The sequence below is a fragment of the Phycisphaerales bacterium genome (genome assembly GCA_016699835.1).
GTDB lineage: Bacteria > Planctomycetota > Phycisphaerae > Phycisphaerales > UBA1924.
Window position 1 is genome coordinate 1,000,756 of the sequence record CP064987.1, and the last position, 24,214, is coordinate 1,024,969.

17 protein-coding genes and 1 tRNA gene are annotated in these 24,214 nt (G+C 66.9%); 8 read left to right on the plus strand and 10 right to left on the minus strand.

Annotation, left to right across the window (positions count from 1 at the left end):
- Positions 1–24 precede the first annotated feature (24 nt).
- Both IPK69_04180 and IPK69_04185 read left to right on the plus strand, forming a co-directional pair.
- Positions 25–939: a HAMP domain-containing histidine kinase gene (locus IPK69_04180; protein QQS09826.1), complete on the plus strand. Its 915-nt coding sequence runs from the start codon at positions 25–27 to the stop codon at positions 937–939.
- On the plus strand, positions 936–2,408 hold the full coding sequence (locus IPK69_04185; protein ID QQS09827.1) for a sigma-54-dependent Fis family transcriptional regulator: 1,473 nt from the start codon (positions 936–938) through the stop codon (positions 2,406–2,408). The genes IPK69_04180 and IPK69_04185 overlap by 4 nt, the downstream gene beginning before the upstream one ends.
- Here the strand turns inward: IPK69_04185 and IPK69_04190 are convergent.
- From IPK69_04190 to IPK69_04235, 10 genes are all read right to left on the minus strand, one after another.
- Positions 2,356–3,690 carry a hypothetical protein gene (locus tag IPK69_04190; GenBank protein ID QQS09828.1) on the minus strand — a complete coding sequence of 445 codons (1,335 nt, stop codon included), beginning with the start codon at positions 3,688–3,690 and terminating at the stop codon, positions 2,356–2,358. The genes IPK69_04185 and IPK69_04190 overlap by 53 nt on opposite strands.
- Positions 3,691–3,810: 120 nt before the next feature.
- Positions 3,811–4,959 (minus strand): phosphotransferase, encoded by a 1,149-nt coding sequence (locus IPK69_04195; GenBank protein QQS09829.1) that lies wholly within the window; start codon positions 4,957–4,959, stop codon positions 3,811–3,813.
- A gap of 57 nt (positions 4,960–5,016) precedes the next feature.
- Positions 5,017–5,898 (minus strand): ribosomal RNA small subunit methyltransferase A, encoded by an 882-nt coding sequence (rsmA, locus tag IPK69_04200; GenBank protein QQS09830.1) that lies wholly within the window; start codon positions 5,896–5,898, stop codon positions 5,017–5,019.
- 3 nt (positions 5,899–5,901) lie between these two features.
- The gene (locus tag IPK69_04205; GenBank protein QQS09831.1) at positions 5,902–6,822 is read right to left on the minus strand and encodes an HAD-IIB family hydrolase; all 921 of its coding nucleotides are present in this window, start codon (positions 6,820–6,822) and stop codon (positions 5,902–5,904) included.
- A complete protein-coding gene (locus IPK69_04210) occupies positions 6,819–8,198 on the minus strand; it encodes a GGDEF domain-containing protein (GenBank protein QQS09832.1) in 1,380 nt (459 codons plus the stop codon). Before IPK69_04210 ends, IPK69_04205 begins: the two co-directional genes overlap by 4 nt.
- A gap of 122 nt (positions 8,199–8,320) precedes the next feature.
- Positions 8,321–8,917 (minus strand): hypothetical protein, encoded by a 597-nt coding sequence (locus tag IPK69_04215; protein QQS09833.1) that lies wholly within the window; start codon positions 8,915–8,917, stop codon positions 8,321–8,323.
- A gap of 43 nt (positions 8,918–8,960) precedes the next feature.
- Entirely contained in the window at positions 8,961–10,073 is a 1,113-nt protein-coding gene (locus tag IPK69_04220) for a UDP-N-acetylglucosamine--N-acetylmuramyl-(pentapeptide) pyrophosphoryl-undecaprenol N-acetylglucosamine transferase (GenBank protein QQS09834.1), read from the minus strand.
- Entirely contained in the window at positions 10,070–11,284 is a 1,215-nt protein-coding gene (locus tag IPK69_04225; protein QQS09835.1) for an FtsW/RodA/SpoVE family cell cycle protein, read from the minus strand. The genes IPK69_04220 and IPK69_04225 overlap by 4 nt, the downstream gene beginning before the upstream one ends.
- Before the next feature lie 127 nt (positions 11,285–11,411).
- A complete protein-coding gene (locus IPK69_04230) occupies positions 11,412–12,290 on the minus strand; it encodes a trypsin-like peptidase domain-containing protein (protein QQS09836.1) in 879 nt (292 codons plus the stop codon).
- 179 nt (positions 12,291–12,469) lie between these two features.
- Positions 12,470–14,614: a PDZ domain-containing protein gene (locus IPK69_04235; GenBank protein QQS09837.1), complete on the minus strand. Its 2,145-nt coding sequence runs from the start codon at positions 14,612–14,614 to the stop codon at positions 12,470–12,472.
- A 298-nt stretch (positions 14,615–14,912) separates the two neighbouring features.
- Here IPK69_04235 and IPK69_04240 point away from each other — a divergent pair.
- From IPK69_04240 to IPK69_04265, 6 genes are all read left to right on the plus strand, one after another.
- Positions 14,913–14,983: transfer RNA gene (locus tag IPK69_04240), tRNA-Gln, on the plus strand.
- Between the two features lie 206 nt (positions 14,984–15,189).
- Positions 15,190–18,183: a hypothetical protein gene (locus tag IPK69_04245; protein QQS09838.1), complete on the plus strand. Its 2,994-nt coding sequence runs from the start codon at positions 15,190–15,192 to the stop codon at positions 18,181–18,183.
- Between the two features lie 62 nt (positions 18,184–18,245).
- Positions 18,246–18,518: a hypothetical protein gene (locus IPK69_04250; protein QQS09839.1), complete on the plus strand. Its 273-nt coding sequence runs from the start codon at positions 18,246–18,248 to the stop codon at positions 18,516–18,518.
- Positions 18,519–18,569: 51 nt separating this feature from the next.
- Positions 18,570–19,619 carry a hypothetical protein gene (locus tag IPK69_04255; GenBank protein ID QQS09840.1) on the plus strand — a complete coding sequence of 350 codons (1,050 nt, stop codon included), beginning with the start codon at positions 18,570–18,572 and terminating at the stop codon, positions 19,617–19,619.
- Positions 19,616–19,846 carry a hypothetical protein gene (locus IPK69_04260; protein QQS09841.1) on the plus strand — a complete coding sequence of 77 codons (231 nt, stop codon included), beginning with the start codon at positions 19,616–19,618 and terminating at the stop codon, positions 19,844–19,846. Before IPK69_04255 ends, IPK69_04260 begins: the two co-directional genes overlap by 4 nt.
- 201 nt (positions 19,847–20,047) lie before the next feature.
- A complete protein-coding gene (locus IPK69_04265; protein QQS09842.1) occupies positions 20,048–24,091 on the plus strand; it encodes an AAA family ATPase in 4,044 nt (1,347 codons plus the stop codon).
- Positions 24,092–24,214 lie beyond the last annotated feature (123 nt).

Below are 24,214 nucleotides of genomic sequence, written 5' to 3' on the forward strand. Positions count from 1 at the left end.
GCCACGCGCGCCGATGCTTGTGGGATGCCCGATCGACCCAAGCCCAACAAGCCCGGCGCGAAGGGGAAAGTTCTCGGACGCACGATCCGCGAGCATCCCGCGACCGATCCCGACGCCTCGCCCGTCGAGGCCGTGCGCCTGGGTGCGCTCGTCCATGAACTCCGCAATCTGCTCGATGGCTCGATGCGCTTCGTGCTCCTCGCACGCAAGGAACTCGAGCACGGCGTTGGTGTCGCGAGCACCGCGTCGGTCGATACCGCGCTGCGCCAACTCGACGTCGCCTCGCACGCCCTTGAGCGCATGTCCGGCCTCGCGCATGCCGCCCTGCAATCTAACTCCATGTCGATCGGATCGGCGCTCCTTGTCGGGGCCGCACCCATCACGCTGGCGCAGGCGATCGACCACGCGGCCCTGGTCACCTCGGCCGTCGCCTCGCCGAGGACCAAGATCCTGACGAGCCTCGACCCCGCGATCGCGGACCTTCCCGCGGGGCCTCTGTACACCGTGCTCCTCAACGCGTTGCGGAACGCCGCTGAGTCCATCGGTCGGACCGATTCGGACGCCGCCCTCGCCCAAGGTCTCATCGAGATCCGCGCCATCGCGGTCACTCGCCCGAGTGGCGCGACGACTCGTACATCGACGGGCCATGTCCACGACACGTGGATCGAGGTCGAGGTCCTCGATGACGGCATCGGCCTCGCCACGCCGCCGGGCGTCCCCGCGCGGCTCTCCCTCCAGCCCACCCCGAGCCATCGCTCCGCGGGATTCGGCCTCGCCATCTGCTATCACATCGTCCGCGAACTTGGCGGCACGCTCGAACTCGCGACGCGCGTCCCGTCGCGCGAGGCCCCGCGCAAGGGCGCCTGCTTCCGCGCCATCGTCCCGCTGCGCAGCGCGAGCGACGAGACCATCGGCGCCTCCTCGGAGGGGGCGGCATGAGCCTCCGCATCGCGCCACCCAAGGGCTCTGCCGGACGCGTCCTCATCGTCGATGACGACCCGATCGTCGCCGACTCCCTCGCCGAGTTCCTCAGTAGCGACGGCTTCGACTGCGCCACCGCAGGCAACGCCGGCGAGGCCATCGCGATGCTCCAGCGTGCCAACGAGGACGCCGACGCCGCGCCCTTCGATGTCGTGCTCTGCGACATCTCCCTCCCCGGCGAGAGCGGGATCGAACTCCTCCGCGACATCCGCCGCAAACGCCTGGGCTGCGCGGTCGTCATGCTCACGGGGTATGGCACGATCGAGTCCGCCGTGGAATCGCTGCGCCTGGGCGCGAGCGATTATCTCGTGAAGCCCATCGTTGATGCCGAGATCCGCTCGAGCCTCGATCGCGCGCTCCAGCAGCGGGCGCTCCTCGCGGAGAATCGCACGCTCCGCACACGCCTCGAGGGACGCCTGAGCGCCAGCGAGGTCATCGGCTCCGACCACCGCATGGCGAGGATCTTCGAACTCGTCGAGGCCGTCGCGCCCAGCAAGACCACCGTCCTGATGTGCGGCGAGAGCGGCACGGGCAAGAGCCTCATCGCCCACGCCATCCACCAGCGCAGCCCGCGCCACGACAAGCCCTACGTCGAACTATCCTGCGGGAGCATCCCCGAGACGCTGCTGGAGAGCGAACTCTTCGGGCACTCCAAGGGCGCGTTCACCGGCGCCCACGCCGACAAGGTCGGGCGCTTCCTCGCCGCTAACACGGGGACGATCTTCCTCGACGAGATCAACTCGGCCTCGCCCGCGATGCAGTTGAAACTCCTGCGCGTGCTCCAGGAGCGCCGCTTTGAGCCAGTCGGCAGCACGCAGACGATCGAGGTCGATGTCCGCGTGATCCTCGCGAGCAACCAGCCGCTGGAGCAACTCGTCGCCGAGGGTCGCTTCCGCCAGGACCTGTACTACCGCATCAACGTCGTGCCGATCGAGTTGCCGCCGCTACGCGACCGCGTGAGCGACATCCCCCTCCTCGCCGAGCGATTCCTGCACAAGCACTCGGCGGACCTGGGGCGACAGGTCGTCGGCTTCACGCCCGACGCGATGAAAGCGCTCATGGCCTATCGCTACCCCGGCAACGTACGCGAACTTCAGAACATCATCGAGAGGGCCGCCGTCCTCGCCAAGGGGCAGACGATCACGCCCGCCGACCTTCCCGAGCAGATGGTGCATCCCGACGCCGCGCCGACGCACGCGGTCCACTCACCCGGTACAGACGACGCCGACGTGCCGTGGGAGCCGATGACGCTCGACGCCGCCCTTCGCGAGCCCGAACGCCGCATCCTCCTCAAGGCGCTGCGCGCGAACCACTGGAACCGCCAGAAGACAGCCGAGCAACTCGGCATCAACCGCACGACGCTCTACAAGAAACTCAAAGCCCTGGACATCGAGCCAACCGAAGACGACATCCGCGACGCTGGGTGATGGCCCTTGGCTCCGCGCACACAAGAGCCGGATTGTGGGAACACACGAGGCCGATTCCATCTACCGTCGTCGCCGACGCGCAGTTGCGGCGATCCCTACAAGGATCAGTGAGCCGAGCACGCCGGGCGGGGATGGTGGCGACGAAGCCGCGTGCACCGACGTCCACAAGGCCGATGTTGCCGCAAAAATGGAGTCCATCGTTCGAAACGAGAAGCGAGCCGATATTACGATCAAGCGGCACATCCACGCCGTGCAGTTGAAGAAACTCGTTCGCCCTCATCGCACCGGTCTCCTGCGTCCAGATCCAGGAGCCGCCGCCGGCGCTCTGGCTCAGCGAGCCCACGAGCACGCGGCCATCGAACGACGCGTACCGTGGAAAGATGTTCGCTCCCGCGAGCGGTCCACCGAACACCCAGGGCTCGACGACGCCGTCGCGGGAGACGTACCGCAGGCCGGGTCCCGCATCGGAAACATAGAAGATCATACGTCCGTCGCCGCTGATCGCACCGACGCCGCCGATCTGGATCGGGACTCCCGCCGGATCGAGAACCGGAGTGAGCGACGCCGCGCCGTCCGCCCAGATCCACGGCCGATCCGTCGACAATGAACTTGGAGCCCAATCACCGACCACGATACTTCCATCGCTCGACACCCCGTTGGTCTGGTTCCATGTGCTCCCGCCGGGGAAGGGGGGGATCTGGGCACCGCCGGATTCCGTCCAGCGGTACGCCGTCTTGCGGCCCTCGCCCGGACGGTCGAAGCCCGCGACGAGCATCGCCACGCTCCCGTCGTGGTTGAGATGGGTCACGAACCCCTGGCGCTCCTGTCCGACGAGCGTCAGGTTCGGAAGATCGCGCGTGGTGCCGTCGTCGTAATACAACCGTGGCGGCGCCAGCGCGCCGCTCGTGCCGATCGAGATCACACGCCCGTCCCCGGAGATGACCGCGCCGAATCCGACACCATACTCCGTTCGCGTTCCGCCCGGGGTGTACCGGAAGACTGGTCCGCGGGCGGAATCATCTAGATTGAAGCTGTATCCGACGACCACCCCGGAATCAGAAATGCTCGTCACATTGGTGCGTGTGAAGCCCGCTAAGGGTTCAATGTACTCGATCGAGGGCGTCTGGGCGAGGGCCTGCCCCGCCAGACTCAGGAAACCGACGGCACTTCCGATTGCCGCCCGAACCCAAACCTCCCGCCGAGCCGTGGTCCGCACTGTACCGCTGTTCGTCTCGCACCGCATCTGGCCGCCTCCAAGCCCCGTCAGGTTGGACCCTGTCACACTGGGGCCTCCAGGGAGGAATGTGCACCACGATTCCGGTTTGTCAACCAAAGTGGCCAGAACTTAGAAGATTCGGGGAAACGACGAGGCCCGCGCTCACCTGCACCCGACCCCAAGCGCCTACTTCGACGCCATCGGCAGGAACTTCTCCACCACCTCCAACGCCGCGTGGAGATATTTCGGGTTCCCCTCGCGCTCGATCAGCGCCGGGGCACACGCCGCCGCCAGCACTCGACGCACGCACGCCAGATGCGCATAGTCGCCATCCTCGGCCGCTCCCCCTCCGCTCCCGCCACCACCCATCCCCCGCTCCCGCCGCAGCCGCGCCAGTTCCGAGACCGGCTTGATCCCGTGCAGGAACTGCTCGTGCCCCCAGAACTGCCGCTCGAGATAGAGCGCATCCTCCAGCCAGTGCCCGGGATGCACGAGCGCCATGTCGATCAACACGCACCCCCCCTCCCCCGCCGCATCGTTTCCGCTCTCTCCCGCAGTCGAGCAAAACGGCGCACCGCCACCAATCGCAAACCCGTTCTCCCCCCCCGGCATCGTCGGCGTCCCGTTCTCCTTTGAACGCCGCATCGCGTTGCCCGGGTGCACATCCCCATGGCACCACGCGTTGATCGGCCTCGCGTGCCACGTGTTGAGCAGCCCCGGCAGCGCCCGCCCCACTTGCCGCAACGCCTCGCTCCACCGCGGTGCATCGGCAATCACATGATCCCGCGCCTCCTCGCGCCCGCGCGCAATCAGCGCCTCCCAGTCCGGCTCCTTCACCGCCCGACCGGCCTTCGAGTCCACCGGATGGGCCGCCACCGCCCGCGACTGGAACTCCACCACCGCCTCGAGCATGTCTCGCACGTCCTGCTCAACGAGGTGGCACCCATGCCCGCCCAGCGGCGAGCCCGACAGCCGCTCCACCACCACCCACGCCAGGTCATACCCCCCGACCTCCGTCCCGCACGCCACAACCCTCGGCACAGGCAACCCCGCGCCATCCGCCCACCCCTGGTCGTCCACCTTCCCAAGCCGCGATGTCCAGCGATACTCCACAGGACCCACCGGCAACTTCACGAGCACCGGCACACACCCGCCGTTCTCAAAGGACCACAACGAGAACCCCGTCGCCGCCCCTCCACGCTGCCACTGCGAGCGGAACCACTCGATCGGGCCCAATCGCCCGCCGCAGTGGTCCCGCAGCACCGGCTCCAGCATGTGCGCCAGACCATCGGCGTCCTCGGCCGACATCCCAGCATTCACCCCGTGTTCCGCCATCGCACCTCCAGAATACACCCACTCCACGAAACCCTCAACTCGAACTCGTCGCGTCGATCACGCCTCGCCAGAACGCCCCCCCGCCGCCTCCCACGCCCGCCACAACGCCTCCATCTCGTCCAGATTCAGATCCTCCGCCCGCCTCGATGGATCAATCCCCATCGGCATCTCAAACCCCCGCCCCAGCACCGATCCCAGTTGCTTCCGCCGCTTCCCCAGCACCATCTGGGCAAAGTCGAACAGCCCGCGCGCGTCCAGATCCTGGGTTCCTCCCCGCCGCCGGATCGCCATCATCACGCTCGTCACGTCAGGCCTCGGCCAGAAGCACTCCCCCGGCAGGACCGCGACACGCTCCACCTCCGCCACACGCTGCGCGAGGATCCCCACAGGCCCGAACTCCTTCGACCCAGGCTTCGCCATCATCCGATCCCCAACCTCGCGCTGGATCGTCACATACATCCCCCGGCACACCGCCCCACCGTCCGCGCCCGACCATTCCGCGAGCAGCGTCGTCATCACCCCCGTCCCCGCGCCATACGGCAGGTTCGACACCAGCACAAACTCATGTCTCCTGGCTCTCTCCATCGCCGCCTCTATCGCCGCACGCAGCGCCGGCGCAAGCGTCCGCTTCCCCTCCAGGCAATCGCCCTCGACCAGCACGAATCGCTCGCTCAGCGATGCGTATCGCTCACGCAGATGCGCGCACAACCCGCGATCGATCTCCGCCGCCACTACCACGCACCCGCGTGCCACCAACTCATCCGTCAATGTCCCCGTCCCTGGCCCGACCTCGAGCACGACATCCCCCGCCCCCACGCCCGCCGCATCGACGAGTTTGCGGATCAGGTTCTGGTCGAGCAGGAAGTTCTGCCCGAACTGCTTCCGGGGCGAGAGCCCGCGCGACTCCAGAATCAGTCGAATCTCGGCCAGTGACTGCATGCGTTACCACGCTCCCGAGAGGACCATCTCCACCGCCGCCGCCACGCCATCCTCGTTGTTCGATTTAGTCATCCGTTTCGCCGCCCGCTTCGCCTCCTCCACGCCGTTCCCCATCGCGATCCCCAGCGCCGCGTTCTTGAGGAGCACGACGTCATTCACCTGATCGCCGATGGCGCAGATCCGCGCGACATCCCGCCCGCGCCGCTTCGCCAACGCACACACCGCGTCCCACTTGTTCGCCTTGCTGTGGAACACTTCGAGGATGTGCGTGGACTCGCCGTCCTCCTCCTCGCGCACCACCGCCGGAAAGTTGTGCATCACCGTCTCGCCGCCGAACTCGCCATGGATCGCGCGTTCCAACGGCATCAACCGACTCGCATACGAGCACGCCCCCACGCGCACTGTGTGCTCCGGATGCTCATCATCCTCCACCCGCCGAACCTCGCGATACTGAATCCGATGCTCGTCGAACCACCACCGCGTCGTCGGGTCCAGCCGCTCCCCGCCGCGACCCGTCACCACGAGATAGTCGTACCCCGTCTCCAGCGGATCCTTGAGGACCAGGGCCGCGTGCCCGTGATCCACGATCCGCGTCGTCACGCCCCGCGCCACGTCCGTCGGCAAGCCGAACCGCTCACGCGTCCTTCGCTCCACCGGGCACGCGATGATCGACCCCCCCGCCACGACCACGTGCTCTTCCTGCCGGATCCGCTCGAGCGCCCCCAGACACTCCACAAGCCCACGCCCCGTGCAGATCGTCACCAGCACCCCTGCCTTTCGCGCCCGTTCGATCGCCCCGACGTTCGCCTCGCTCACGCGACCGCGCGAGTCCAGAAGCGTTCCATCGAGATCGATCGCCAGGACGTCATACGCCGGCGTGCCCGCTCGCCCTTGATGTGGAGTTTCAACCTCGCGTTGGCTCACGGCCTGAGCGTACGCCCATCACCGCTGATCGCGTCGCCGCCCGTCGCCCCGAAGACGATCGCGTTCTTCCCCAGGCGCTTGCTCTGCATCGACCGCTCGTCGGCCTTGCGCAGGAGTTCCGTCGCCGACGCCCCGTCCCACGGATACGTCGCCAGCCCGCCCGACACCGTCAATGTTCCCGGGGCGCTCCCGCCCAGTTTGGGGAACCGGTGCGCGTTGATCTGCGACTGGAACCGCTGCGCGATGTCGAACACGGTCTTGGGGTGCTTGCTCTCGGGCGAGCGCGGCCCGCGCGGGTCATAGAAGACCACCGCGAACTCGTCGCCGCCGATCCGACAGACTCGATCGCTCGGACGGATCACGCTCTGCATCAGGCGCACCGTCTCGACGAGGATCTCGTCCCCCGCCTCGTGGCTGTACTGGTCGTTGTACCGCTTGAAATCATCGATGTCGAACATCAGCACGGTGACGTTCCACCGCTGCTCACGCGCCGCCTCGATCGCCGTCGCCAGATAACGCTCGAAGTATCGACGGTTCCACGCCCCCGTCAGCGGGTCCATGAACGCGGCCTGACGCAACTGCATCTGCTGGTCACGTAGCCGCAGCCAACTCGCCAGCCACGACGCGTGCGCCAGCAACTCCGACGCGTCCGAACCGCTCGCCAGAAGCCGTCCGTACACCACCGCCTGGTAACTCACCGGCACGCCCACCACGCCGAGCGCCTGGGGCGCACTCGGCTCGGCGGCGACAAACTCCACCGTCGGATCGCCGCAGCGACCTCGAATCTGCTCCAACGCCACCGGCAGAATGTCACGCCCCTGCAGCATGCACTCGACGATTGGCCCATCACCAAGATCGAGCACCGCCGCACGAGGCCCAAAGTCGGTCATCGCGCCCTCGGGAGGCTGGGGCAAAGACTGCTCGCTCTCCGCCGAAACAGGCACCGAGACGCGAGAACTTTCCGTCCCTTGCACGCGCCCCTCGGTCGGGACGCTGAGCAGGCTCCGCACGCCCTCGCTCGCCGAAGAGCCATCGATCGACGCGTCCAGAAGGCCCTTCGCCTCCGACGTGTCCTGCCCGACAATCCCGCACACTCTCACGCCCGGATCGACCATCCGAAGCGCGCGGAGAAAATCCACAAACCGCTCGCGTCCGCCGCCATCCTCGGCCGACCCAAGCCACGCCTGCGCGTCGCCCGCCAGAATCACCACAGACTGCGTCGGCGATTCCTCGTCGATCGGCGTCGCGAGTTCACCGATCGCCTCGTACGCCGCGCCGACTCGGACCAACTCAAAGTGGGCATCGCGACGCAATGTGGCGTCCAGCCCCGTCCGTCCGACGAGGATCACCCGAACACCCGTTGTGTGATCGATCAAACCCACCAACCGCGGCCTCCACGCAGAATCCCAGTCTTTATCGTCCCTTCAACCACCCGAATCGAGCAGACCCACCCGATTCACGACCACGATCGCACCATACCCAACACCCCATAACTCATTCACGATTCCGTACGCCCGTGCTCGTTCCCCGGATCGCCCATCAGCATCCGCAGTTCCTCGGCCGTAAGGTCCGGGCCGCTCGCCGACTCCGGATCGCGATCCGCGACCACAGGGTCCGAGAACGCATGTCCCGTGAACCCCGACAACCGCAACTTTGGGCCGCCCGGCGCGCTCGAGTCGCCACGCCCCCGGATCACGTCGGCCAAACCCGATCGGACCACGACTTCGGGCTTTGTAGGCACGTCCTTGGCGCCGCCCGCGGCACCAGTGCTTCTTAGTTCAGCCGTGCTCGAACGCGAGAGCGCCGTGCCATCAAACTTCCAGATCGGCGTCTCCGGGCGATATCGCTCCACGACGCCGATCACCGCACCGAGTTCTTTCAGTCGTCGCGGCTCGACGACCAGCAGCACGGCCCGCGTGCCGCCGTTGTCCCGGACCACATCCGCGAGCGTCATCGCCCCCGAGGTCCACTCGCTCCAGGTCAGGCCGCGCCTTCGGAGCGCCTCGCCGAGTTTCGGATGCACCTCGCCGGCGTGATAGACCACGCACCGCGCCCGCCCGGATTCCGTTCGTGTTCCGCCCGATGGCTCCGCCATGCCCAGAGCGTAGGTCGATCGCGTCTCCGATCGGCCTGCGGAATCACCGGCGAAGTTCGTCGGCGATCACCCGGGCCACACGCCTTGCCCCGTCCGCCGGACCGAGTTTGCCCAAATTCTCACGCATGTTCGCACGCACGCCCGCGTCGAGCCTCGATTCCACAGCCGTCCAGAGTGCGGCGGCGTTCTGCCCCGGCTCAATCAGGTCGGTCACGAGCACCGCGCCGCCGACCTCGACCAGCCGCGCCGGGTTGCGCGCCTGGTGCGCGTCCTTGTGATAGGGATACGGCACGAAGATCGCCGGCACGCGGTTCGCCCAGACCTCGGCGACGATCCCCGCGCCCGAGCGCCCGATGGCAAGATCGGCGGCCACCCAGGCGACGCCCATCTCGCGCATGAGCGCACAGACATGCGCGCGCACACCCAGCCGTTCGTACGCCTCTCGCACCTCGCGCTCGTCGTCCTTGCCGGTCTGGTGGATGATCTGCCAGTCGGCGAGTGCGTCGCGATGGGCCTCGACCATGGCGACGACACCACGGTTGATGCTGCGCGCGCCCAGGCTCGCGCCGGTGATGAAGAGCGTTGGACGATCGGGATCGAGGCCGAGTTTTTCGCGGCACGACGGAGCATCCGCGGCGGCGATCGCGGCGGTTCGGACGATCGGCGGAATCCGTGGCCACGACGGCGGCCCAGCGTCGGCGGTCGTGAGCACGCGCGTGGCAAACCGGGCAACGAAGCGGCTGGACAGACCCGCGACGGCGTCGAGATTGACCATGATGACGGGAATGCGCGCGCGTCGCGCGCTCCATGCAACCGGGGCCGCCACGAAACCACCGAGGGCCACCACCGCGCGCGCACCGGCGATCAATCGCGACGCGTCGGTCGTGCTCGTTCTCCAGTGTGCCGCGAAGGCCAACGCGCGCCGCGGGGAGAGGCCGAACGGTCGGGCCTCGAGCGGCGTGAAGTCCACGGCGGTTCCGGCAAGTTTCTCGTTGGAGAGGATCGCGCGGTCGATGTCGCGGGTGGAGCAGACGAAACGGAGGCATTCTGATGTGACCGATGGGTCACATTCGAGGAGTTTCTCGGCGATGGCGAGGCCCGGGTAGATGTGCCCGCCCGTGCCGCCGCCGGCGAAGACGACTCGCGGCGTGCTCATGCCGGCACGAGTGCGTCGAGGGCGACCTCGTCGTCGTACTGGGTGCGATCAACGGCGAGGACGAGGCCGAGGGAGAAGGCGGTGAGGATCCAGCCGGTGCCGCCGGAACTGAGCATGGGGAGGGCGATGCCCTTGGTCGGGGCCATGCCCGTGGCGACGGCGAGATTGATGAGGGCCTGGAGCCCGACGGTGGAGACGACGCCGAGTACGAAGAGGCGGAGGAGTGGCGACTTCTCTCGGGCGTAGATGGCGTATCCCGCCCAGACGAGGGCGAGGAAGAGGCCGACGACCAGCCCGGCACCGGCGATCCCGAGTTCCTCGCAGATGACGCCGAAGATGAAGTCGGTGCGGCCTTCGGGGAGGTAGCCCATTTTCTGGAGGCCGAAGCCCAGCCCGCGTCCGAAGCCGTCGCCATTGGAGACGGCGAGGAGGGACTGGATCATGTGGTAGCCTGTGTCCTCGGGATCGGCGTAGGGGTTCAAGAAGGCGGTGATGCGGTCGATGCGGTAGGGGTTGGTGATAATGGCGGCGGCGAGACCGGCGAGACTCAACGGGACGAAGATGAGGAACTGCCAGAGTTTCGCGCCCGCGGCGAGGAGGACGACGCAGGCGCTGGCGGCGATGAGGGCGCCGGTGCCCAGATCCTCGAGGACGACAAAGGCGGCGACGAGCGCAACGGCGACGAGCGCCGGGACGAGGCCCTTCCAGAAGCGGGCGAGTTCGCCCGTGCGCGCGGCGCTCGCGGCGTACCACGCCATCAGGCCCGCGAGCCCCCACTTGGCGATCTCGCTGGGCTGCATGGTGAGCGCCTTGGCGAAGGGGAGGGCGATCCAACGGTGTGAGCCGTTCTTGGAGAGGCCGATGAAGGGGACATAGACAAGAGCGCATACGGCGACGAGCACGAGGCTCGCGGCGAGGAGGAGGGTGACGCGTCGGCGGGTCTCGCCGGGCATGGGTGAGGCGGAGGCGTTCTCGAATGCCGCGACGAGTCGACGCACGGGGACGTAGGTCCCGGCGATGAGCGCGGCGAGGGCGAGGGCCATGTAGGCCGAGGATCTCGAGAGGACGATGGATTGGAAGGTGACGCCGTCGGTGGCGGGATGTCCGGCGCCGACGAGTTGGACGCTCATGTCGGCGGAACTGACCATGACAACGCCGAGCGTCAGGAGTGCGAAGACGCAGAGCGCGATGATGTGCCCGGGTCGGAGCATCGGAGGAGTGATATCGGCGAAGCGGGTCGACGCGGGCCAGAACGGAGTTGTGATGACCAGAAACGAATCGCCCGACCCACACGAGTGAGTCGGGCGATTGATTGTGCATCGATTGGACCGGTTGGCGTTAGGGTTCCATCTCGCCGGCGTCCTCGGGCTTGGGTTCGGCTGGAGCCGGGGCGGCTTCATCGGGGGACTTGCCCGAGGCGGCCATTTCCTTGGCCCGTGCGGTGGCCTTGACGACCTCTTCGGCGCCCAGGATCATGCCGGTATTCTGGAAATCTTCCCGGCTGGAGAAGATCCCCCGGAGGCCTTCCATCTCGTCCTGATCGGGCATGACCATCGTGCCGACGCCGACGACTTTGCCGTGGAGATCGAAGACGGGGAGGCCGAGAGAGACGATGCTGTTGGAGGAGTCGAAGTAGATGTGGCGAGGCTTCCTGGTGATGCCGCTGATCCTTGCCTGGCTGATGAGTGTGGCGCGATCGAAGAACTTGCCCATGCGTCGGATGCCGAAGATAGTGTCGCCGATGTCTGGTGTCGCGGCGTCGGCGAAGGAGACGAAGGGATATCCCTCGGCGGCGGGCTCGTTGATCTGGATCCAGGCGAGGTCGAGTTCGCCATCCTTCGCGATCATTTTGGCGTCGACGCCCTGGGTGTCATCGCCGATGAGGACCTTGATGTCGGTGGGGGTGAGTGAGGCCCCGCCTCCGAACCGTGACATGAATCCGCCGAGATAGGTGTTGGCGACGAGCACGAGACCGGGTTGCTCCACGATCAGCCCGGGGGCTTCCATCTCCATGTCCTCGTCGAGTCCGGCGGCACCTCCCTTGAGGACGTACTTCACGGTGACGAGGGCCGAGGCGCGAGTCTCGGCGAGGGATTTCATCGAGTCGGCGACGGGATCATCGGCGCGGACGCGGGAGTCGCTGGGCGCGAAGGCCGCGAGGGCGAGGAGCGTGACGGAGGCGGCGGCGGCGAGGAGGACGCGATTGGTGCGGGACATTCGGGATTCCATGGTGGCTCCGGGTGAGGCTCCCCATTGGGGAGTGAAGGGTGATCGGGCTTGGTCAGATGGTGCGGAGGAAAAAGAGCGAGCACAGTTTGTCGCTGGGAAGAGTTGTAGGAGAAGAAGACCCAGGCAGGACGCCTGGGCCACGAGACTGGGTCGGGACGCAAGTGTTCTCAGGGCTTAGGGGCTTCCTTGGCGGTTTCCTCGGCGGTTTTGGGCTTCCAGGAGGGCTCGGCGAACTTGAACTGGGTGCGCTGCCCACGGAGGACGACGAAGGTGACGCGCTCGGGCTGGTCCTTGGCAATCACGTCCATCGCGTCGCGGTAGGACTTGATGTCGGTGATCTCGGTGTTGTTGATGCGCTGGATGAGATCACCCATGAAGATTCCGGCGGTCCCGGCCCAGCCGGCGTTGTCGGCGTTCACGACGATGACACCCTGGATGGTGTCGTCCCAGCGGTTCTCATCGCGATCGAAGAAGGTGAGTTCGCGGACGGTGAGTTCGAAGTCCTTGTTGGTGTCGCGGAGGGCCTCGTCCTCGCCGATGCGGGTGCGCTCGAGGGGGACGTTGACGGCAATCGATTCGCCCTCGCGGGTGAGGGTGAGGTTGGCGTCCTCGCCGATGTTGAGTTTTCGGATCTGTCGCTGGAACATCCCGGCGTCCTGCATGCCGCGGGGGTTGAGTCGATCGCCGTTGATCGCGGTGATGATGTCGCCGACCATGAGGCCGGCGGTGGCGGCGTCGGTCTTGGGGTAGACGCGCGTGACCCGGAAGCCGACGAGGTCCTTGTCGCCGAGTTGCTCGGCGAGGGTGCGGAGGATGGGCTGGGTGGCGACGCCGATCCAGGCCTTGGGGATCTCGCGCGGCGGGTCGTGGGGCTTGTCGCGGCGCGGCTTGAGGAGCGTGATCTGGTTGGAGCCTCGTCGCTCGAACTCGACGAGGACGTACTCGGGGAGCGGGTCCTGGTTGGCGATGTCCTTGTAGATATCGAGGAGGTCCTTGAGGGAGTCGACGGGCTTGGAGGCGATGGAGCGGATGATGTCGCCGTAGCTGAGTGAGGGCTCGGCGAGGCCCGCGGGGCCTCCGGACGTCACGCCGCGGACGAGGGCGCCTTTGTTGGAATCGAGGCGCCAGGCTCGGACGATCTGATCGGTGATCTGGGAGGCGGAGAGGCCGAAGAGTCGCAGGGCGGCCTCGTCGGGATCGTTGCGGAGGAGTCGCTCGGTTGTGGCCGAGACGCTGAGTTCGTCGTGATCGCGCAGGACGACGAGGTTGATGGTGCTCCCGACGGGGGAGTCGGCGATTGCCCGGGCGACGGCGGGGATCTGCTCGGGGAACCGGGCGGAGACGGGCTGGTCGTTGAGTTTCACGATGACATCGCCGGCGTGGATGCCGGCCTTGGCGGCTGGGGAATCGTCGTCGACGGAGTTGACGAGGATGCCGTCGTCATAGCCGGAGCGTTTGATGCTCTTGAGGGAGATGCCCAGGGTGCTGCGGATGACCTCGCCGTCTTTGATGATGCGGCTGGTGATGTTGCGGGCGAGTGCGGCGGGGATGGCGAAACTCATGCCGGCGCCGCCCCGGGCGTTGACGCCGACGAGTTCGCCCTTCATGTTGACGAGGGGGCCGCCGGAGTTGCCGGGGTTGATGAGGGCGTCGTGCTGGATCCACTGGGTGAAGACCTCGGGGGAGGAGTTGAAGTCGAACTCCTGGTCGGCGAGGTCGTCGCCGGAGGACGAGGTGAAGACGCGCTCGGTGTTGGAGACGATGCCCAGCGTAACGGAGCGGGAAAGGGCGAAGGGGGAGCCCATCGCGAGGACGTAGTCGCCGACCTGGAGGTTGTCGGAGGTGGTGAACGAGGCGTTCTGGAGCGGACCCGTTTCGTTCGGATCGATCTTGAGGACGGCGAGGTCGGTCATGGGGTCCTCGCCGATGAGTTTGGCGGGGATCTCGCGTTTGTCGGCGAGGGTGACCTTGAACTCGCGGCCGTCGTTGACGACGTGGGCGTTGGTGACGATGTATCCCTCGGGGCTGAAGATCGTGCCGCTGCCGACGGATTGGGACTTGTTCTCCTTGCCGCCGTAGTAGGAATAGGAGACGACGCGGATGTGGACGAGGGCGGGGGCGACCTTGTCTCGGGCGAAGGAGATGGCGTCGCGGATGTCTGGGGTTGTGCCCGCGGGCTGATCGGAGAGCGTGTGGTTAGGGGCAACCTCGAGTGGCGTCGTCTCGGGAGCGGTCTCGTTGGCTGGTGCCGTGGCGGCGCAGCCCAGGAGCGTGGAAACGGCGAGTGAGACGGCGAACGCGTGTGTGTGCATGAGTTATCCCATCGGATCGCCGAGGTGGCGAAGGTTCGGGGCGAGAGTGGATCAACGCCTGGACGAGTGTCGAAGGGGTTCGACTCGCGAGCGGCGCGGAAGATCCTTGGCATGCCGAGGGCGGCGAGCCGATGGGAGTGACTTGATGGTCACGAGGATCCGGTCGGAGCTGGGCCTGGCGTGATTCACGTTGGACCGAGCGGCCGGGATCCGGAATCGCAAGCCCGACAGGCGACCAGTTGTGTGACCTGGCGTGCGACCTGGCGGAGTTCGTGGGCTATATTTTGGCGGATTTGCTTGGGGATTGGTGTAACGGTAGCACGACTGACTCTGACTCAGTTAGTCTAGGTTCGAATCCTAGATCCCCAGTTTTCAAGCACTTACGTGTAGCATCTGCGCCCAGCCCGACTCTATAAGTCGGGGTGTTTATGTGCGCTTGCGATACGTGGACTCCACGTCCGGGAACTTGGGCTTGAGCGGGGGTCGGGGCGGGTCGATGTTGGACATGGGTTGTTCTTGGGCCACGCGGCGGCGGGGAAAGTGTCCTGTGCCGGGCGTGTGGCGTCGGGAGGCGCATGTCGAGGCGTCGTTGGTTGTGGTGTGTCGCGGCGTTGCTGGCTGGGGTGGCCGGCGGGCCGTGGTGCGCGCGCGTGGACGCGGCTGGGGTGACGCCGGCTCGGGCTCGGGTGCTGCTGGAACAGGGGAACGGGCGGTTTGCGCGCGGAAGGCCGGTGCGACCGAACTCGAATATCGCGCGCGTGCGTGAGACTGGGGTTTCGGGGCAGAGTCCGATCGCGACGATCGTGGCGTGCTCGGATGCGCGGCTGGTGGTCGAATCGATCTTTGATCAGGGTGTCGGTGACTTGTACGTCGTGCGTTCGTTGGGGAACGTGGTGGGCGAGGACGCGCGCGCGAGCGTGGAGTATGGCGTTTCGCGGTTGCGCACGCCGCTGGTGGTGGTGCTGGGGGATAGCAAGTGCGGGGCGGTGACGGGGGCGATCCTTGGGGGGAAGGCACGCGAGGCGTGCGCGTCGGCGGCGGCGGCGATCGACCCGGCGGTGGCGACGGCGAAGCAGTTGTGGCCTTTGGCGCAGGGGTTGGACCTTGTGCCCCACGCGGTGAAGGAGAACGTGCTGCTGCAGATGGCGGCGCTGCTGCGGCGGAGCGAGAGTGTGCGTGAGGGCGTGCGTGAAGGGACCTTGGCGCTCGTTGGTGGCGTGTATGACGTGGACACGGGGCGTGTGACTCTGATTGGGACGCATCCTGATGAGCGGGCGCTGCTCGAGATGGCGCTCGAGGTTGTGCCCGAGGTCGTGCCGCGTGAGGTGCGTGAGCGGGAGCCTGTGATAGAGGCAAAGCCCGAGCCGAAGGATAATCCGCCTGAAGTGATCGTGCCTGAGGCGCCTGTGGCGATCGCGACAGCGCCCGAGCCTGTGGTGGTGGAACGGGTAATTGAGCGTGTGGTGGAGGTGCCGGCGCGAGATAACGGTGATCGTGCGACGTTGATTCCGTGGCCGATCCTGGTGCCTGTGCCGATGGTTCGCGCGGAGAACGATCGAGCGGGGGATGGCCTGAACTCGACGGAACCAGTGGCTACTGACAGTCCGCGAGTGACAACGTCGGTTGAGACGGGTGCGATTGCGATACCTCCCGAGTTGGGAATGGCAGCGGAGAAGGAATCACGAAGCAATGCATGGCGTGACGCGACGGTCGCTCTTGTGGGTGGGTTGGCCGGAGTTGGCTTTGCGGCTTGGATCCTTCGGCGACGGAAGCGTGAGGCCGTTGCATTGGGCGTGAAGGAGCGGTCGATCGGGGAGCCGGATCGCACACCAGACAACTCAATGCCGGAGGCTTGCGAACCGCGCGACTCGAGTCCTGTGGCGGCGGTACAGATTTGGGTCGGTGAGATCGGCGACGTGTCCTCGACGGTGAACGTGATCGTGCCGAGGGAGCCGATGACGATGACGTCTTTGGTGGGCGAGACAGAATCCGAGGACTCGGTCACGACGGACGCTGCTGAACCTTCCGCGATCTCGACGGAGCGGACACGCTTGGCATTCGCGGTGATGGACGAGATCGAGGACGAGTGCGCGTCGGTGTCGACGCTTGGAATCGCCGGCCCGGTGGTGGGCGAGTTCGCGGCACATCGGAAAGTAGAGTTGGCGAGCGATGGCGAGCATCGACAGTCGAATAACACTTGTGATGTGCCACATTCGATCGAGGATGAGGCGAGCGGCGTGATGGAGGCGGGAACGATCGATGGAGAGATCGTGCCTGTGGCGAGTGGACATGGGTTCGTGGCGTTCGAGGATGAGCCGACAGACGAACCGAGGAGTCCCGGCGACGACCAAGGTGATATCCCGATCGAGTCGATCGTCGAGCGTGTGATCGCGCGGATTGGATCGATGGCCGTTGAATGTGGTGTTGAGACGCCCGCGGAGATGGACGAACGTGTCGGATCGGTTGAACCGGTTCCGTTCGAACCTATCGCCCCTGTTGTGGAGTTCCCACCGGCTCAAGAGCCTGACACGCCATGTGCGGCTGACGTGTTCGTTGGCTCCTGGAACGAGGAGAACGAGAGGGACGAGGCGGCCTTGGAGTCGCGGCTGGATGATGTCGCACACGTCGTCGGCGAGATCGTGGAATGGCTGAATGAGGCGAGCGTGGTGAGGGGCGACTCGAACGAGCGCGATTGTGCGTCGTTCGACGATGCCGCGGCGGTCGACAATGCTCCAGCAGCCGTGGACGAGGCCACGGTCGATGTCACTCCCACCGAAGCAACGGCTGAAGTGTTCGCGGCGATCGAGATGGGAATCGAGCCAACCGAGTTTGAGCGAGGGATGATCTCGAGTGGTGATCTGGGCGGCAACTCATTGGACGCGGTTGTGCCGCGTGACGCCGACGAAGCGGAGACACCAGACACAATTGACGCGGGCGCGATCGACATGGTTCCGGTCTTCTCGGCCTCGACGGGAGTGCATCCCAACGGGCAGCGCCCCGACCCGGCAACTGATTCGACGACTCAAGGGCGTTCGTCTGATTCAGAACACGAAGACGCGAGGGCCTCTGAGGAGTTGCCGCCGGGAGTGGAACCCCTGTTGGAAGTTGAACCGGCTCTGGATCACGCACGCAAAGCGGCTGAGATTTCAGCCGCATCGCACGGACGGCGGGTTCAACCGATACGAGTGCTCGAGTCGAGCGTGCCTGAGCGTTCGCGTGGCACATCGACCGTTGATGCCGAGTCACAGACCGACGGGGCCGTTGGGGGAGATACCGGGGCGCTCCTGCGATCACTTGAACGGCTGGCGGATCAGTCGAACTTGCTGGCGTTGAATGCCGCGATCGAGGCGGCGCGGGCCGGGGAGCATGGGCGCGGGTTCGGGGTGGTGGCGTCGGAGATGCGCCGGCTGGCGACGCAGGCGACGCAGACGACGCGGTCGCTGGGGGCGATGCTGAAGAAACCCGCGACGGGCGAAGGCGGGACGCCACGGAGCACATCGGCGGAACCGGGTGCGGATTCGGAGCGCACTAGACTGCACGGGGCGCGCGGCGGGAACGTGGCACGCTGAGACCGCGCGTGGACGAGGCTCGGTGAAATCGGGCAAGGGTGACGATCGAACGGAGGTGCTGGATGTCACGAGTCGTGGGCGATCCTGGCGAGATTCGGCGATTCGCGATGGACCTCAAGCGGTTCAATGGCGGGCTGGCGTCGCAGATGGCGGTGCTGCAGACGCGCCTGAATGACCTCGGGCAGACGTGGCGCGACCAGGAGCACGCGAAGTTTGCCGAGAACTTCGAGCAGACGATCAAGATCCTGGCGCGGTTCACCGAGAGCGCGGACCAGTACATCCCGTTTCTCATCCGCAAGGCGGAGAAACTCGAGGAGTATCTGCATCAGCGGTAGCGGCGCTCGCGGGTGCACCATGCTCCCGCGACGCGAGCGTGGGAGGCGTGCATGCGTGAGGCGGCATCGGTCCGGTCGATCGAAGCACTCCGGCGGTTCCGCGCGGCGTTGCAGTCGTTCATCGAGGCCGCGAGCGCGGCGATCATCTCCGCCGACGTGGATGCGCAGCGGACCGGGCAGTGGCTGACGATGGAGCGGCCGGCGTTCTGGAAGCATCGCGTGCGTCAACTCGAGGACGAGGTGACGCGGGCGAGGCAGGAGATCTCGAAGAAGATCATCACGCAGGCGCCCGAGCCGCCGAGCCTGGTGCTGGAGCGCAAGGCGCTCAATCGGGCGATTGGCACGCTCGACCGGGCGAAGGAGCGGCAGGCGGCGACGAAGAAGTGGGCGAGCGTGTGGGAGCGGGAGTCGCTGTTGTGCAAGGGGCCGATGTCCGGGCTTTCGGACGTTCTGCACGGCGAGTTGGTGGATGGTGTGACGCGTATCGAGCGGATGATCGATCGGCTGGATGACTACCTGCGGGCGGTGTCGCCCGAGGCGCCGATGGATGTTGATGAGGGCGTGATCGAGAGTGCCGCGCGGACGCCGACGGCGCATGCGCCGGGCGTGACGGTGTCACGGGGTGGAGGTGATGCGCCCTCGCCGACGGAGCGATTCGGGGCGTTGCGTGATGTGGCGAGGGAGGTACGCGAACGGGCGCGGGTGCCACGAGGCGAGTTGCTGCTGACGGCGTTTCCGGCGGGGGAGCCTGTGGAGAGCGACGCGGAGGCGCTGCGGTCGTTGTCGCTCGTGGGCGAGGCGGTCGATCCACGGCAGACGCTGGCGATCTCTTGGCGGTGCGTGAGCGAGCATGAGGTGGTCTTGGCGCGATTCGAGCCGAGGGATGAGACGGATAGCGGCTGGAGCGTGGGCCCGATCCATGACGCGAGGGTGAGCGGGGCGTGCTGGAGGGTGGCGGTGTCGGCGCTGTTGGAACTCGTGCCGGGGCTGGCGTCGGTGCTCTCGTTGCGTGTGGGGACGATGGTGGTGCTGTCGCTGGGGAACGTGCTCTCGGTTCTCGGGCCCGACGACGAGGACGCGTGGGCGGGAGGATGGACATGAGCGTGACGGCGGCAAAGGCGGCGTTGACGGACGCGCTCAAGGAACTGCACTTCGCGTGGTCGCGGGTGCGGGCGGACTGGGACGACCCGGCGGCGGAACGCTTCGAGCGCGAGGTGCTGGACCCGATGGAGCCCAAGGCCATGGCGGCGGCGAAGGCGATGGATGAACTGGCGGAGTTGATCTCGCGGGTTCGGCGGGAGTGCGCGGATTCCGGCGACGTGGAATAAGCCTGACGCGAGAGATCGGGGGATTCTCACAAGAATGGAATCTCGGAGAATCCTGCCAGGGATCCGCAACGCGAGAGGCCGCGAACGGGTATGCTGGGTGCGCGATGGGTCGGGGTTGTTGCCCCGGCAGTAACACCCGCGGGGCCTCAGCATGGGCTACTCGCGGGGCGGACGCGGGACGACGGGCACCGACACACAGCCATGAGCGACGCGAGTTTCACAGGTCGTGAGCGGGGCATCGTGGGCGGATTTGTGCCGCTCATGCTCGAGCGGTCCAGGTCGGACGCGGCGATGCAGAGCGCGCACAAGGAGTCGATCGCGACGGCGGATCGGACGTATCGCGGCGTAGCCGAGGACGCGCGACAGCAGGCGGAGACGGCGCGACAGGCCGCCGACGCGGAACTGGCGAGCGAACTGAAGCGGGCTGGAGATGATCTCGAACTGATCCGCGAGGCGACGACGCGCACGATGGAGGCGGAGGTCGCGGCGTTCCAGGAGCGTCTGGGATCGATCGAGAATGCCGCGGAGCGAGAGTTGGACGATGCGGCGTGGCTTGCCGAGACGGTGGTGGAATCGGCGGAGCAGAAGGCCTCGGGGGATTTCTCGAACGCGAGCAAGGCGCACACGCACGGGCAGGCGGAACTGACGCAGATGCGCGCGCGGGCGAGTGATTTGCTCGCGAGGCAAGGGCACGAGGGGCTGACGGAGGCGTCGGAGTTGATCGAGGGTGTGGAGCCGCCGCCGCCGGTGGTGGGCCAGCGCGATTATGACGAGGCCCGGGCGCGGGCGACGGCGGCGCTGGCGACGCTGGAAGAGCGGCTGACGCCGGCGATCGTGCGCACGCCGACGCTAGTGGTGATGGTGCTGCTCTTCGGGGCGTTCGGGTCGGCGGGGAGCGCGATCATCGCGACGCGGACGGGGCGGCTGGAGCCGTGGGCCGCGGGGTTGACGGGCGCGGGATTCGGCGTGGCGCTGGCGATCGTGGTGCAGTTGTTCCTTCGGCGGGCGCTGCGCGGTCGGGTGCGGACGGCGCGCGAGGAGTTCGAGAAATCGGCGGAGCATGCGCGTGCGATGGGCGATGCGTGGATCACGCAGGCGGAAACAGAGCGAGATCGGCAGGCGGGAGAGATCCGCCTGCGGCGCGAGAGCGAGATCCGCAAGGCGCGTGAGCGATTCGCGGCGATCAAGCAGGAACTCTCTCGCAAGCGTCGCCTGGAAGAACCGTCGCTTCGAGAGAAGCACCAGTCGAAGATCGCGAAGGCGACGCAGGAGCACGACGAGGCGGCGCGGCACGCGCGGGCCGCGCACGCCCAGCGTGTCGAGGCGATCACTTCACGCGAGCGGACGGTGACGGAGGAGGCGACGAAGAACCGCGAGGATGCGCATCGCCAGGCGGACGCGACGCTGCGGGACGAGCGCGAGGCGATGACGCGGCGTTGGACCGAAGCGGTGGCGAATCTGGATGACGAGTACGAGTCGCTGGTCGCCCAGGCCGAACGCTTGTGCCCGGCGTGGGATGACGAGTCGTGGGCTCGGTTCACGGCGAGGGAGCAGGTGCCCGAGGCGATCCGGTTCGGGACGCTGGAGGTGGACCTGGCTTCGGCGCCAGGTGGATTGCCGACGGATGGATTGCGTGTGCCGGCGCAGACGCACTTGCGGCTCCCCGCGATGCTGGATCTTGCGGGCCACACGAGTGGTGGTTCTTCATCGGAGGGCCCGCCGCGGCGAGGATCTCTCATCGTGCACACGGGTCCGGAGGGGCGCGCGACGGCGCTCAAGATGCTGGAGAATGTGCTGCTGCGCACGCTCACGGCCTTCCCGCCGGGCAAGGCCCGCTTCACGATCATCGATCCCGTGGGACTGGGGCAGAGTTTCGCGGGGTTCATGCACCTGGCGGACTATGAAGAGGCCCTCGTCGGCGACAAGATCTGGACCGATCCCAAGCGCATCGAGCAGAAACTCACGGACCTGACGGAGCACATGGAGAATGTGATCCAGAAGTATCTGCGCAACGAGTTCGCGTCGATCCAGGACTACAACGTGCAGGCGGGGGAGATCGCCGAGCCGTTCCGGTTCCTGGTGATCGCCGATTTCCCCGCGGGAATCTCGGAGGCGGCGGCGAAGCGGCTGGCGAGCATTGCCGAGAGCGGGCCACGCTGCGGGGTGCACACGCTGATCGTCGCGGACAATCGGCAGCGCCCGCCGGCGTATGTGCCCATGAGCGATCTCGAGCGGAGCGCGACCGTGCTGCAATGGCAGGGAACGGGAGGCGGGAGCGGCGCCGGTCGATTCGTGTGGAAGGACGAGGTGCTGGGCAAGTGGCCACTGCGGCTAGAGATGCCGCCGGGCGACGGCGAGTTCAATCGATTGATCCACGCCGTCGGGCGATTGGCGAAGGACTCGAACCGGGTTCAGGTGCCGTTCGAGACGGTGACGCCGCAGCCGGCGCAGCGCTGGACCGGGGACGCGTCGGAGGAACTCCGCATCCCGGTCGGGCGGAGCGGGGCGACGAAACTGCAGTATGTCTCGCTCGGGCGCGGGACGGCCCAGCATGCGCTCATCGCGGGGCGCACCGGGTCGGGCAAGTCCACGCTGCTGCACGCGCTGGTCACGAACTTGTCCTTGTGGTACAGCCCGGATGAGGTCGAGTATTACCTTGTGGACTTCAAGAAGGGCGTGGAGTTCAAGACATACGCGACGCATCGCGTGCCCCACGCGCGGGTCGTGGCGGTTGAGAGCGAGCGTGAGTTCGGGCTGAGCGTGCTGCGCCGGCTCGACGCGGAACTGACGCGGCGCGGCTCGCTCTTTCGCGATGCGGGCGTGCAGGATCTTGCGGCGTATCGGCGTCACGCACGGGGCGCGGGGCTTGGCGTCAGCCCGATGCCCATGCCCCGGACGCTGCTCATCGTGGACGAGTTCCACGAGTTCTTTGTCGACGACGACAAACTGGCGCAGGAGGCGGCGCTCCTGCTCGATCGGCTTGTGCGACAAGGGCGTGCCTTCGGGATCCACGTGGTCCTCGGCTCACAGACGATCGGTGGGGCGTACAGCCTGGCGCGGAGCACCGTGGGGCAGATGGCCGTCCGCATCGCGCTGCAGTGCTCCGAGGCCGACTCGTATCTCATCATGAGCGAGGACAACCCGGCGGCACGCCTGCTCTCTCGCCCGGGCGAGGCGATCTACAACGACGCGAGCGGCATGCTCGAGGGGAACAGCCCCTTCCAGGTCGTGTGGCTCCCCGAAGAGAAGCGCGAGGCGTGTCTGAAGCAGGTTTCGGTGCTTGCGGACCAGATGCAGAAGCGTCCGCCTGCGCCCGTGGTCTTTGAGGGGAACGTGCCCGCGGACCTGGATCGAGACGCCCGCGAGTTGGGCCTGGGGCGATGGGTGGGCCAGACTGCGGCCCCGCGCGAGACGGGCGCGACCGCCCCACTGCCGCGCGTGTATCTCGGCGATCCGATCTCGATCAAGGAGCCGACGAGCGTGTCGCTGCGGCGACAGAGCGGGAGCCATCTGCTCCTCGTCGGGCAGCAGGAGAGCGCGGGGCTTGCGCTGTGCGCGTCGTCGATTCTGAGCCTGGCCTCGTCGCACGCGCAGGGTCTTGCGAGTTCGGGCGAGGCGTTCGTGCACATGCTCGACGCGGGGACGGTGGATGCCGATCAATCGCCGGTGCTGGTCCATGCCGCGAGGGCGCTGGGTTCGCGGGCGACGTATGGCGGCGTGCGAGACGCGGGCGCGATCGTCGGGCGCGTCTTCCAGGAACTCGAACGCCGCCGGCAGGACGAGCATGGCGAGTTCGCGCGGCAATACCTCATCGTTTTCGGGCTGCACCGCTTCCGCCCGTTGCGACGGAGCGAGGACGACTTTGCGTTCGACTCGGACACCGACGTCGAGACGCGTGCGGACAAGCAGTTCGCCCGGATCGTCCGTGATGGGCCGACGCACGGCCTGCACGTGATCACCTGGTGCGACAGCGTGACGTCTTTGGAACGGACGCTCGATCGGCGGGCGGTGCGTGAGTTTGATGCGCGGGTGGCGTTCCAGATGAGCGCGAACGACTCGAGCGCGCTGGTGGACAGCCCGCAGGCCGTCGGGCTTGGGCCGAATCGGGCGCTGTTGTACACGGAGGAGACGGGGCACGCGGAGAAGTTTCGGCCGTATGCCCTTGCGGATCCGCAGTGGCTGGCCGAGCAGTTGCGATCGATCCTTGCCGCTCCGGCCGGGGGGACGAGCCGTTTCCTGTCGTAACACCATCCAAACACAACGGGCGACGATCCCGGCCCGAATGTGGTTATCCGGCAACTTTCGGGCATGACGCCCCGGGATCGAGCCGATCCTCTCCAGGCGATACAGTGTGAACCCGCGCGATCG